Source organism: Enterobacter sp. BWH52, assembly GCF_001037565.1.
Taxonomy (GTDB): Bacteria; Pseudomonadota; Gammaproteobacteria; order Enterobacterales; family Enterobacteriaceae; genus Enterobacter; species Enterobacter hormaechei_C.
Map to the genome: position 1 here is coordinate 453,688 of NZ_KQ089854.1, position 13,304 is coordinate 466,991.

At 56.7% G+C, this 13,304-nt stretch carries 8 protein-coding genes; 4 read left to right on the plus strand and 4 right to left on the minus strand.

The window, feature by feature from the left end; genetic code table 11:
- Positions 1 to 159: 159 nt before the first annotated feature.
- Together treC and treB are read right to left on the minus strand one after the other, a co-directional pair.
- Positions 160 to 1,803, minus strand: coding sequence for an alpha,alpha-phosphotrehalase (gene treC / locus SK47_RS02205; RefSeq protein ID WP_003863404.1), 1,644 nt, complete (start codon positions 1,801 to 1,803; stop codon positions 160 to 162).
- Positions 1,804 to 1,854: 51 nt separating this feature from the next.
- Entirely contained in the window at positions 1,855 to 3,273 is a 1,419-nt protein-coding gene (gene treB / locus SK47_RS02210; RefSeq protein ID WP_048241487.1) for a PTS trehalose transporter subunit IIBC, read from the minus strand.
- 306 nt (positions 3,274 to 3,579) lie between these two features.
- On the opposite strand from treB, the gene SK47_RS02220 reads away from it, so the two are divergent.
- Positions 3,580 to 4,272 (plus strand): hypothetical protein, encoded by a 693-nt coding sequence (locus SK47_RS02220; RefSeq protein WP_048243420.1) that lies wholly within the window; start codon positions 3,580 to 3,582, stop codon positions 4,270 to 4,272.
- A 236-nt stretch (positions 4,273 to 4,508) separates the two neighbouring features.
- Positions 4,509 to 4,988 carry an Hcp family type VI secretion system effector gene (locus tag SK47_RS02230; protein ID WP_003863398.1) on the plus strand — a complete coding sequence of 160 codons (480 nt, stop codon included), beginning with the start codon at positions 4,509 to 4,511 and terminating at the stop codon, positions 4,986 to 4,988.
- A gap of 11 nt (positions 4,989 to 4,999) precedes the next feature.
- On the opposite strand, the gene treR is transcribed toward SK47_RS02230, so the two are convergent.
- Positions 5,000 to 5,947, minus strand: a complete 948-nt coding sequence (treR, locus tag SK47_RS02235) for a trehalose operon repressor TreR (protein ID WP_048243427.1) — start codon at positions 5,945 to 5,947, stop codon at positions 5,000 to 5,002.
- A 387-nt stretch (positions 5,948 to 6,334) separates the two neighbouring features.
- Between treR and mgtA the strand changes: the two genes are divergently transcribed.
- On the plus strand, positions 6,335 to 9,043 hold the full coding sequence (gene mgtA, locus SK47_RS02240) for a magnesium-translocating P-type ATPase (protein ID WP_023315292.1): 2,709 nt from the start codon (positions 6,335 to 6,337) through the stop codon (positions 9,041 to 9,043).
- Positions 9,044 to 9,243: 200 nt separating this feature from the next.
- Complete coding sequence (locus tag SK47_RS02245; protein WP_048243429.1) at positions 9,244 to 11,628, plus strand: beta-N-acetylhexosaminidase; 2,385 nt, start codon at positions 9,244 to 9,246, stop codon at positions 11,626 to 11,628.
- A gap of 94 nt (positions 11,629 to 11,722) precedes the next feature.
- Here SK47_RS02245 and gbpA read toward each other — a convergent pair whose 3' ends face one another.
- The gene (gbpA, locus tag SK47_RS02250) at positions 11,723 to 13,171 is read right to left on the minus strand and encodes an N-acetylglucosamine-binding protein GbpA (RefSeq protein WP_048243431.1); all 1,449 of its coding nucleotides are present in this window, start codon (positions 13,169 to 13,171) and stop codon (positions 11,723 to 11,725) included.
- Between the last annotated feature and the right edge of the window lie 133 nt (positions 13,172 to 13,304).

Consider the following 13,304-nt stretch of genomic DNA (forward strand, 5'->3'; position numbering starts at 1 on the left):
AACATGTTTGCGATTTTTTTGATGCAGGACAAAGTAAAAAGACGAGAGTACAAACGGCGGGCGCTGGGGCAATTGTAAAGACGCGAAGGAAAAATCTGATTAATTATTCAACAAAAACAGCAAAGTAAGCCGGACACGGCATCGTGCCCGGCGGAGGAATTACTGCTTTAGCCACCACACGGCTTCAAACGGACGAAGCATTGAGGTTTGAGGGGCGGGGTAGTTGCTTATCACCACCTGCGACTCACCGCTGAGAGCGTCCGCTTGCCATTCCTGAGGCAAATGGCTCAGGTTCGCCACCACCATCAGCGTTTGCCCCTGCCACTGGCGGCGATAGCACCACAGGGAAGGGTGGTCAGGCAGGAGATCCTCATAATCCCCCCACGTCAGTACCGGCAGGGTTTTGCGCAGGCGAATCAGCGACTGGTAGGTGTAGAACACCGAATCGGGGTCGTCCAGCGCCGCGCGGACATTCACGGTTTCGTAGTTGTCGCAAACGCCAATCCACGGCTCGGCCTCGGTAAAGCCCGCATTATGCGAGGCGTCCCACTGCATCGGCGTGCGGCCATTATCGCGTGACTTACTCGCCAGAATCGCCAGTAGTTCATCGGTATCGCGTCCGTTAGCCCGCTGTTCGGCGAACATGTTCAGACTTTCCACGTCGCGGTAGTCGGTGATACGGCTGAAATGCGGGTTGGTCATACCCAGCTCTTCACCCTGGTAGATATACGGCGTGCCCTGCATCCCGTGCAGCACCATGCCGAGCATTTTCGCTGCCGCCACGCGGTGTTCCCCTTCGTCACCAAAGCGCGACACGATGCGCGGCTGGTCATGGTTACACCAGAACAGCGCGTTCCAGGCTTTGTTGTGCATCCCCTGCTGCCAGTGGCGGAAAAGGGTTTTCAGCGCCACGAAGTCCGGCTTTGCCTTCGTCCATTTTTCGCCGCCGGGGTAGTCCACCTTGAGGTGGTGGAAGTTAAAGGTCATCGACAGCTCGCGGCCATCAAGAGACGCGTACTGCTGGCAGTTCTCCAGCGAGGTGGAGGACATCTCGCCCACCGTCATCAGGTTACGCGGGGTAAAGACGTCCCGGCTCATCTCCTGAAGATATTCGTGGATGCGCGGCCCGTCAGTGTAGAAGCGGCGACCGTCGCCGAGGGTATCGTCCGGGAAATCCTGATCTTTTGAAATCAGGTTAATCACGTCCAGACGCAAGCCGTCCACGCCGCGATCGGCCCAGAACTCGCACACTTTTTTCAGCTCGGCGCGCACCGCCGGGTTTTCCCAGTTGAGATCCGCCTGCTCCGGTGCGAACAGGTGCAGATAATACTGTTCGCTTTCGGCGTGCCAGCGCCAGGCGTTGCCGCCAAATTTGGAGCGCCAGTTGTTGGGAAGCGTATCCGGCGTACCGTCCCGCCAGATATAGAACTGGCGGTACGGACTCGCTTTATCCAGCGACTCGCGGAACCAGGCGTGCTGCGTGGACGTGTGGTTAAAGACCATATCCAGCACGATGCGGATACCGTGTTCATGCGCCCGGGCAACCAGTTCGTCAAAGTCGTCCAGCGTGCCGTAGGTCGGGTCAATGGCAGTGTAGTTCGCCACGTCGTAACCGTTATCCACCTGCGGCGAGATATAAAACGGCGTCAGCCAGATAGCGTCAATGCCGAGGGTTTTCAGGTAGTCCAGGCGCTGCGTTACGCCGCGTAGATCGCCCGTGCCGCTGCCGGTGGTATCCTGGAAACTCTTTGGGTAAATCTGATAGATGACGCCGTTCTGCCACCAGTGAGGAAGGGTATTCATAGTGCGTTCCTGCAAATGCGAAGGGGCGCAACTGCGCCCCGAAAGATGAAGTTAAACAATCTGCAGCGAGCCCTGACGGAACTTACGCTGGTAAACCACGGTGGTCAGCGCCATTGGGACGATGATGGCGATGGCCATTGCCAGGGCAAACACCTGCCAGTAAGCGGGCTGGATGGAGAGGATGCCCGGCAGGCCGCCGACGCCAATCCCGTTTGCCATCACGCCGTTCAGGCCGCACAGCAAGCCCGCCAGACCGGAGCCGATCATCGCGCAGAGCATCGGGAAGCGGTATTTCAGGTTGATACCGTACATCGCCGGTTCAGTGACGCCGAGGTAAGCGGAGATGGCAGCCGGAACGGAGATCTCACGCTCGTTGTGCTTACGGCTGACGATGATGATGCCGGTTACCGCCGAGGCCTGCGCAATGTTAGACAGGGCGATGATCGGCCAGACAGGCGTACCGCCGAGGCTCTGGATCATTTGCATATCGATCGCCAGCGTGGTCTGGTGCACGCCGGTGATCACCAGCGGAGCGTAGAGGAAGCCAAACAGCGCGGCACCGATTGGCGCGAAGCTGCCGGTCATCAGGTGACGGACCGCGAAGGCCACGCCGTCGCCAATCATGCGGCCAAACGGACCGATAAAGGCGTGCGCCAGGAACACCGCCAGGATCAGCGAGCAGACCGGGACCACCACCAGATACAGGTAATCCGGCACGATGCGCTTCAGGCGCGTCTCAATAAAGCCCAGCGCCAGACCCGCCAGCAATGCCGGGATCACCTGCGCCTGATAGCCCACTTTGGCGATGGTAAACAGGCCGAAGTTCCACACCTCTGGCGTTTGCTGACCAAGTAAGTAAGCGTTCATTAACTGCGGAGAGACCAGCGTCACGCCGAGCACGATACCGAGAATTGGCGTTCCGCCCATCTTGCGCACCGCGGACCAGCAGATTCCGACCGGCAGATAGAAGAAGATCGCTTCGCCAATCAGCCACAGGAAGTCATAGATACTTTGCAGCGCCGGGTACATCTGCGCCAGGGTTTTGCCGTCGCTCATTGGCACATCGCCGATGACGTTACGGAAGCCCAGAATTAAGCCCCCGCTGATCAGCGCTGGCAGCAGCGGGAAGAAGATCTCCGCAAAATGGGAAATCAGCTGCTCATGCCATTTCATATTCTGACGCGCGGCCTTCTTCGCCTGCTCTTTATCTGCGGAAGAGTGCCCGGTAGTCGCCAGCAGAGCCTGATAGTAATCGCCCACTTCGGTACCAATCACCACCTGGAACTGCCCGGCATTGGTGAAGCAGCCTTTAACCATGGAAAGCTCTTCAATGGCCTTCGGGTTGGCTTTGGCCGGATCGTTCAGCACGAAGCGCAGGCGGGTAATGCAATGGCTGACGGTGGCGATGTTGTCGCGTCCGCCGACCAGGACGATCAGCTGATCGATATCTGTTTGTTTGACTTTACTCATCATGAAACCTCATGACAGATGGTGATAGGGGTTATGACCTGTGCGCAAGCCTACTCCTTCAACGTGACGGCGAAAATGGGAACGTTCCCGAAATCGGGCGAAGATCACAATAATCCGCTGTGTGAGGGCACACTGGATTGCATTTCACTCGCAGTTTTTATGAATTTCTTCTCAAGAGTGTTTAAAAAATATCAGGTCAATATCTTAAAAATACAGGGAAGATCTTAAACATGATCTGGCCGGAACTTTACAGTCGGTTTCAGGCATAAGCTTGTCTTCATATACTGAAATAAACGTAGAGCAATAATGTACGGGAACAACGAGATCGTCAGTTATTTACAGGCCAATAAAATACTTGCGCTTAAACTCGACCATGCTGTTACTGCGGTCGGCCAGAACGTCAAAACACAGGTGAATATGATAGGGAAAGGCGCCACTCGGCTGTTGTATTACGCCTCATGTTTCACTGATGAATACAATGATGTTTGCCTGAGACAGAAGAGCGAAGACCTACGCTTCAGAGATGCCGTTTATAAATTAGTAAGCGGTGTGGATGTAGTCTATGAAATGCTTAGACTGTATTTTGAGGAAGTTTTCAAATACAAAAATCCTAAACAGTTAGAGTATATTAAACAGCGGCTAATGGCTGTAAATGTCCACATCGCTGCGGTTAGCCTTACCGGTGCCGGGTTTACATTAGCCGTTGCCGCCTGCGTTCGCCTTGGATTAAATATCAGCCTCGAATTAAGCGCCATTACCGGAAGATGGGCTTCCCGAGGTATTGCTTTTATTGGGCTGTATGGGGTAGTACAGCAAGCCGCCGATAGCGCGCATCGTCTGTACGTTGAATTTCCCGCCTGGTACTCGGCACTTTATGCTCAAGGGCTTGAAATGCTTTATTTTCTCATTGAGCCTGCGTTTCGCAGGACGGACGCGACACGTGCGCAATGGGCATCTGATGACGACATTGCGGATATCATCACCAGGTTGATCAGATAACAATGATGAATTACATCAAACGTTTTTTACGTTGGCAGGGGCGAATTATATTTTCGGTCTACGGCCCGGCCGCGTTAACAATCCTGTTTGCCCTGATACAGGCCCATTTCTTCCCCGGCAGTCCTGTCTGGCCAATTGGGCTTTTCTTCATTGTGGTCATGATTGTTTTTGGCTGCTATGTGAAATGGTAAAAGGCCAAACATTTCAATACAGATAACCACTAATAAGGTATTTCTATGTCTGCTCCCGCACATTTATGGCTTGAAGATGAGAATGGCTCGCCGATTGTCGGTTGTTGTGCAATGCCACTGCGTCTTGGATCTATTGAATTAAAATCCTTTTCCCATGGCGTAACTATTCCGGTTGACCCAAGCTGGGGAAAACTCACTGGTACACGCGTACATCGGCCTATAACAATAGTCAAAGAATTTGATCAGACAACGCCGCTTCTTTACCGGGCAGTTTGCGAAGGGCGAACCATGAAGAAGGCGACAATTAAAATGTACCGTATTCTTGAGTCTGGGATTGAGGCTGAGTATTTCAATATTATTCTGGAAAACGTCAAGTTCACAACGGTAGCGCCGTATCTCTCCCCCGGCAGTATGACCAGTACCCACCTGGAAACGCTGGAGCTGCGCTATGAGGCAATTACCTGGAAGTATACCGAAGGCAATATCCTGTACCGTGATTCATGGAACGATCGCTGTTGCGCATGAAAGCGAAAGGACTATGAGAGACGGGCAGGAATAACGATCTGACGCGGCTCAGCGCGCCCGTTGATCTGCTCTATCAGCTGCGCGGCAGCCTGCCGGCCAGATTCGGCGTAACCCGGATCAACGCTGATAATCTCCGGGTGTAAGAACTTCATCAGCGGCGTGCTTCCCACGCTCGCTAATTGCAGCTCCCCGATGCGCTGCTCCTGCAAATATTTGCTCGCACCCAATGCAAGGGTATCCGTGGCGCATACCAGGGCGGTGGTTTGTGGCGTCAGCACGCTGGCGACCTGTTCATATCCCTGTTTCATACCCAGACCAGGCAGCGCGGCCACGGCGGGGAGATTGTGTTTTTTACAAAACGCCAGGTACGCTTCATGGCGACGCTTGCCGGTGGTGATGTCGGCATGCGGCACGCCGAGATAGCTAATATGCCGATGGCCCTGTTCATACAGGCGCTGCATCAGGATCACGATCGCCCCTTCGTCATCGTAACAGACAGAGGCAAACCCGCTTGCGTCGCGCGCCAGCAGCACCAGTGACGGCTGCCAGGGTTTAAGCAAGTCCTCTTTTAGGCCGGTAAATCCGAACAGCACCACCCCATCAATATTACGGCGCTGAAGCATACCGAGATGCTCCTCCACCATTTGCGCGGAGAACTTGCTCTCCATCATGATCGGATCGTAGCCCTGCTCGTAGAACGCGGGCAGCATCGTCTGTACGGCGAGGTTTTCGGAGAGGGAATCCAGACGCGAGACGATAATGGCGACCACTTTATCGCTCTGCCCGCGCATGGCGCGCGCGGAGCGGGAAGGGGAAAAACCGTGCTGATTCATCACCGCCTCGACGCGCTCGCGTGTGCGCTCGCTGACACCGCTTTCGTTGTTCAGCACGCGTGAGACAGTCGATTTCCCCACGCCGCTTAAACGCGCGATGTCTTTAATCGTAAGGCGGTTCTGCATGCTGTATTCCCTGTAACAACGATAAAATAATCAATTGAGCCTAATGCTATCCTGCGAATTCGCTATGGGCAAAGTCTGGTTTACGTTCGGTTTATTTGCAGGGCGTTATAATACCGCCCGATTAGTCACAAACGGTATGGATAAATCTCTATACTGCGCGCCGATACCCAACTTTTTACTTACCGGAGGCCACATGGATCCCGATCCCACACCTCTCCTGACCCGGAGAAAACCTTCTTACCGGTAAGCCAGCTTTTTGCTGTCTCACCGGCGTGAGGCAGCAACGTTCATACGTTCCTGCTTGATAAATTAAGTGCCTGACAGGTACGGCTTTGCCACGCCTGCGGGAAAGACTGCGTCCGCCTTTGCGGATGCGGGGGAATGACTATGCTGAAAAATATCACCCGGCAGCTGCAAGCGCTGCTGAGCCGTCACCTGCCACATCGCCTGATTGCGCGCGATCCGCTGCCAAATGCCAACACCATGGCGGGAGCGGCAATCCCCGCTTCCCTGACCGAGCGCTGCCTGAACGTGGCGGCGATGGATGAAAACGAAGTCTGGCGCGCCTTTGGCGGCCACCCGGAAGGGCTGAACGCGCAAGAAGTATCAAAAATCCGCGCGGAACATGGCGATAACCAGATCCCGGCGCAGAAACCCTCTCCCTGGTGGGTCCACCTGTGGCTCTGCTACCGCAATCCGTTCAACCTGCTGCTGACGGTGCTCGGGATTATCTCTTACGCCACTGAAGATCTGTTTGCCGCAGGCGTGATTGCCCTGATGGTAGGGATCTCCACGCTGCTGAACTTTATTCAGGAAGCGCGCTCCACCAAAGCGGCGGATGCGCTGAAAGCGATGGTCAGCAACACCGCCACCGTGTCGCGCGTGATTAACGACCTCGGCGAAAACGCCTGGATTGAGCTTCCCATTGACCAGCTGGTGCCGGGCGATCTGGTGAAGCTGGCGGCGGGGGACATGATCCCGGCGGATTTACGTATCATCCAGGCGCGGGATCTGTTTGTCGCGCAGGCGTCACTCACCGGTGAATCCCTGCCCGTAGAGAAGGTGGCGCGGACCCGCGATCCGCAGCAGATGAACCCGCTGGAGTGCGACACCCTGTGCTTTATGGGCACCACGGTGGTTAGTGGCACCGCGCAGGCGATTGTCACCGCCACCGGCGGCAATACCTGGTTTGGACAGCTTGCCGGACGCGTCAGCGAGCAGGAGAGCGAGCCAAATGCGTTCCAGAAAGGCATTGGCCGCGTCAGCATGCTGCTGATCCGCTTTATGATGGTCATGACGCCGATTGTCCTGCTGATCAACGGCTACACCAAAGGCGACTGGTGGGAAGCGGCGCTGTTCGCGCTCTCCGTGGCTGTGGGCTTAACGCCGGAAATGCTGCCGATGATTGTCACCTCCACGCTGGCGCGCGGGGCGGTCAAACTCTCTAAACAAAAGGTGATTGTTAAACACCTCGACGCCATCCAGAACTTTGGCGCGATGGACATTCTTTGCACCGATAAAACCGGCACCCTCACCCAGGACAAAATCGTGCTGGAGAACCACACCGATATCGCCGGAAAGACCAGCGAACGGGTGCTGTACAGCGCGTGGCTGAACAGCCACTACCAGACCGGGCTGAAAAACCTGCTCGACGTGGCGGTGCTGGAAGGTGTGGATGAAGAGTCTGCCCGCATGCTCTCCGGGCGCTGGCAGAAGGTGGACGAAATTCCGTTCGACTTCGAGCGCCGCCGCATGTCGGTGGTGGTCAGCGAGCAGCCGGACGTGCATCAGCTGATCTGCAAAGGGGCATTGCAGGAGATCCTGAATGTTTCCACGCAGGTGCGCCATAACGGCGAGATCGTGCCGCTGGATGAGACCATGCTGCGCCGCATCAAACGCGTCACCGATAACCTGAACCGCCAGGGGCTGCGCGTGGTGGCGGTAGCCAGCAAGTTCCTGCCCGCGCGGGAAGGGGACTACCAGCGTATCGATGAATCTGATTTGATCCTCGAGGGTTACATCGCATTCCTCGATCCGCCGAAAGAGACCACCGCACCTGCGCTGAAAGCGCTGAAAGCGAGCGGTATCACCGTCAAAATTCTCACCGGCGACAGCGAGCTGGTGGCGGCCAAAGTGTGCCACGAAGTCGGCCTGGACGCGGGCGACGTCGTCGTGGGGAGCGACATTGAGCTCCTGTCTGACGATGAGCTGGCCGACCTTGCCCAACGCACCACGCTGTTTGCCCGCCTGACGCCGATGCATAAAGAACGCATCGTCACTCTGCTGCGTCGCGAAGGGCATGTAGTGGGCTTTATGGGCGACGGCATCAACGATGCGCCAGCCCTGCGTGCGGCGGATATCGGTATCTCCGTAGACGGCGCGGTGGATATTGCCCGCGAAGCAGCGGATATCATTCTGCTGGAAAAGAGCCTGATGGTGCTGGAGGAGGGCGTCATCGAAGGGCGTCGCACCTTCGCCAATATGCTCAAATACATCAAAATGACCGCCAGCTCGAACTTCGGCAACGTCTTCAGCGTGCTGGTGGCGAGCGCGTTTCTGCCGTTTCTGCCGATGCTGCCGCTGCATCTGCTGATCCAGAACCTGATGTACGATGTCTCTCAGGTCGCCATCCCGTTTGATAACGTGGACGACGAGCAGATCCAGAAGCCGCAGCGCTGGAACCCCGCCGATCTGGGGCGCTTTATGCTGTTCTTTGGGCCGATCAGCTCTATCTTCGACATTCTGACTTTCTGCCTGATGTGGTTTGTGTTCCACGCCAACACCCCGGAACACCAGACGCTGTTCCAGTCCGGCTGGTTCGTGGTGGGGCTGCTGTCCCAGACGCTGATTGTGCACATGATCCGCACCCGCCGCATTCCGTTCATTCAGAGCCGTGCCGCGTGGCCGCTGATTGTGATGACGGGCATTGTGATGGCGCTCGGGATCGCGCTGCCGTTCTCGCCGCTGGCAAGCTACCTGCAACTTCAGGCGCTACCGCTGAGCTACTTCCCATGGCTGGTGGCGATCCTCGCGGGTTACATGGTGCTGACGCAGATGGTGAAGGGGTTCTATAGCCGTCGGTATGGGTGGCAGTAACGGCAAGCCCGGTGGCGCTGCGCTTACCGGGCCTACGATCCGAACGTAGGCCGGGTAAGGCGAAGCCGCCACCCGGCAGCTGGCTTTCCTCCCAAATTCAACAACCTGTGATCTCCGTCGGCGCATTCGCTTGACGACAATTTGAGCGCATGTTAACAGAATGTTTTGCCTGTATTTGGCCCGTCAGATAAGGAACATTCATGTTACGGTACAGTCTCTTAACCGCCGGGCTTATGCTCGGCGCCTCCGCCTTTGCCGCACCGGCAGGCGACCTTCCCTTAATGCCCTGGCCTGCGAAGGTTGAACGCCCGACCACTCAGGGCGCGCTGGAGCTTAACAATCAACTCACCGTGAGCGTAAGTGGCGACGATCTGGGGGATGCGGTCAACCGCCTGCGCCAGCGCATCGCCCTTCAAACCGGCTGGACGCTACAGCCGCAGGCCGAAAAACCTGACAAGCCGACCATCCGCATCGCCATCGCCAAAAAGGTGAAGCCGCAGCCGCTGCCGGACAGCGATGAGAGCTATAAACTCACGGTGGACGCCAACGGCGTAAATATCTCCGCCAATACCCGCTTCGGCGCGCTGCGCGCCATGGAAACCTTGCTTCAGCTGATGCAGAACGGCGCCGAAAACACCTCGATCCCGTGGGTGACCATTGAAGATTCGCCGCGCTTCCCGTGGCGCGGGCTGCTGCTCGATTCGGCGCGCCACTTCCTCCCGATTCCGGATATTAAACGCCAGATCGACGGCATGGCCGCGGCGAAGCTCAACGTGCTGCACTGGCATTTGACCGACGATCAGGGCTGGCGCTTCAGCTCAAAGCGCTACCCTAAGCTGACCCAGCTTGCCAGCGACGGGCTGTTCTACACCCCTGAGCAGATGCGCGAGATTGTGCGTTACGCTGCCGAACGCGGCATACGCGTGGTGCCGGAAATTGATATGCCGGGCCACGCGTCGGCGATTGCCGTCGCCTACCCGGAGCTGATGAGCGCGCCGGGGCCATACGCCATGGAGCGCCACTGGGGCGTGCTGAAGCCAGTGCTGGATCCCACCAAAGAGGCAACTTATACCTTTGCCGACGCGATGGTCAGCGAACTGGCGGCGATCTTCCCGGATCCATATCTGCATATTGGCGGCGATGAGGTTGACGACAGCCAGTGGAAAGCGAACGCTGCGATCCAGAGATTCTTGCGCGACAACAAACTGGCGGACAGCCACGCGTTGCAGGCGTATTTCAACCGCAAGCTGGAGACGATCCTTGAGAAGCACCACCGGCAGATGGTTGGCTGGGATGAGATCTACCATCCCGATCTGCCGAAAAGCATTCTGATCCAGTCCTGGCAGGGACAGGACGCGCTGGGGCAGGTGGCGCAGAACGGCTATAAGGGCATTCTCTCAACCGGTTTCTACCTCGATCAGCCGCAATCCACCGCCTACCACTACCGCAATGAAATTGTGCCGCAGGGGCTGAACGGCGTGGATGTGATAGCGGACACCGACAGCGTCCAGAGCTGGGCTTTCTCCATGCCGCGTCTGAAAGGCAAGCCGGTGGAAGGCAGCTTTACGCTGGTGAAAGGCGATGCTGGCTGGCGCGGATTTATTGATTTTGCCGGGAAATCGCGTCGGGCGGTGGATAACATTCAGTGGCGGGACGACAATCAGGTAACGTTTACCGTTGATACCTGGATGGGTGAAACGCGTCCGGTCGTTTCTGTTGAGAACGATAAGCTCAGCGGCTATTTCCTGGTGGGTAACGCCCGCTACCCGATTAGCGGCACGCGTCTGGACGCGGTCCCAAAAGGCATACCGCCGGTGGTGCCGGACCCGGCGAACGAGGCCAATCTGCTCGGCGGTGAAGCCGCGCTGTGGGCGGAAAACGTGGTCGCGCCGGTGCTGGATATCCGTCTGTGGCCGCGCGCCTTTGCGGTGGCGGAGCGGCTATGGTCGGCGAAGGACGTCAACGACATCGACAACATGTATACCCGGCTCCAGGCGATGGACAGCTGGTCGACGGTGTCGGCTGGACTACAGCAGCATACCCAGCAGCAGGTGCAGTTCACGCGCCTCGCCAACAATGCGGATACCCTGCCGCTGCAAATTCTCGCCCAGGCGCTTGAACCGGCGCAGTATTACACCCGCCAGCATCTTAAGTTCCAGGCTGGAAACTATCATCAGTTTGAGCCGCTCAATCGGCTCGCTGATGCGCTAAACGCGGAAAGTGCGACCGTGCGTCAGATGAATAAATGGGCGGACCGTCTGGTGAGCGACGCGGAAGACACGGAAAGCGCCGACGCGCTGCGCCACGTCTTTAACCGCTGGCAGAACAACACCAGCGACGCGCTGGCGCTAAGCGAAAACAGCTATCAGCTGAAGGCGATCAAGCCGGTGATTCAGGAAGTCGACAAGCTTTCGTCGATTGGCCTGCGGCTGACGGATCTGGTGGCGCGCCAGGGCACGCTGGATGATAAAGAGATTGCGTCGATCCAGAGCGAACTGGATAACGCGGCGAAGGTTCAGGACGAGGTGGTGATTGCGGCGGTGTACCCGCTGGAAACGCTGCTGCGCGCGACGCGGAATCAGTAGTAAAGAACCCTCACCCCAGCCCTCTCCCTTTGGGAGAGGGTGTATAAATTCCCTCTCCCTTTGGGAGAGGGTTAGGGTGAGGGAATCAGATCACTCAGTCCTTCAACACCCATGCCTCTCTCCAGTGCGCGCCCACGCCTGGTTCAAACTGGTTTGCGGTTGGGCTGTACTGCACGCAGTAGCCGCTGAACGGGACAGGCCTGCATTCGTAGGTCTTACCGTCTTTCGGCTGTAGCACTACGGTGCCCGCTTTGTAGGACGCGACGTTATCCGGGAAGATAAAGTCATGCGGGCCGTTGCTGTCCGCCGCGTCGCTTTCCAGCATCAGATCCAGCACGTCCTGCGCGAACAGGGTGCCGTCTTTGTTGGTGGCGTAGTATTTCAGCATATGGTGACCCGCCGTGACGTCAGTCAGGGTCATGGTCACGTCCTGGCTGGCGTTATTCATCTCCTGCTTCAGATAGCCCTTTTCCGCACCGCTGTGGTTCATCACGTGCGCTTCAACGTTCACGTCGCCTTTGGTGTTCACGTGGAAGGTGACGGATGCCTTGCCATTCTCGATTTTGCTGTAGTGCAGGTTAGATACAGCGATGGTTTCATTCACTTCCGCCTTCTGCTCTTCGTACGAAATCGCAACGGACTGAAGGGCGCTGCCGTCTTTGACGAAGACGCTGTTCGCGCCGTGAACCGGGCTAATTTCGCCCGCTTCATCCTTCACCCCGACACGCACATCGCTGTACGCGGCGTTGATCTTCTGCGTCAGATCGTAGGACCACTGGTTCGTATCCCCCTGGGCAACGGAGCCGATGGTCAGCTCGGTACGCAGGGCGGCAACTTCCCCGTTGGCGTCGAAGAAGCGTGCAATCACTCTATCGCCCGTGTTCAGGTTATTCCCGGCAATCTGTCCGCTCAGGGTTTTACTCCACTGGGATATCACCGCTGGGGTGTCGTCCGGCGTGACGTTGCCGCCGTTACCGAAATCAACGTCAATGGCCTGATAGAAACTGTTTGCGGTATCCGCAATTTCCCACACGCCATAAATAACCTGGTAGCCCGTACGTTCCGGGACATTACAGGTCATGGATTTTGTCATCGCCGGTGCCTGACCATTTCCGTTAATAGTACAGAACGGCGTTAATTCGAACTGGTCACGGGTCAGCGGTTTATTGGGGTCCCAGTTTTGTTTGGTAATGTAATAACGCCAGTTGGTGGTTTTATGCGGCGCGGTATGGTGCCAGACAAATTCATGCGGGCCTGCCGTCATGGGATTTTTGGTCCAGGCGTTCAGGCTCTGCTTATCAAGCTGGGAGTAGCTGGCAATACCGGCGCTGGCAAGCTGGCCGTCAGGCGGCATCGCACCCGTCGGGAAGCCGGAGGTCTTTTCTACGCTCTGCGGTTCATATTGTACAGAGCCACAGTCAATATTCTGGCCGAGCTTACACATATAAGCGCGGCTGGCAGGGGATTCTATATATCCGTGTGCAAGTGCGGAAGACGCAACCGTTAATGTGGTTACCGCCAGCGCAATTTTAGAGAGTTTCATTCATCATCCATTAATTAGAATAGAGCAAGGCAGCGTCAGTCTATTAATGGAGTGGCGGATGCGTCATTTCCCGGAGAGAGTAAAAATGGTCGAAATAAAAAAAGGCAGCCAGAGCTGCCTTCTCTTTCTTGAA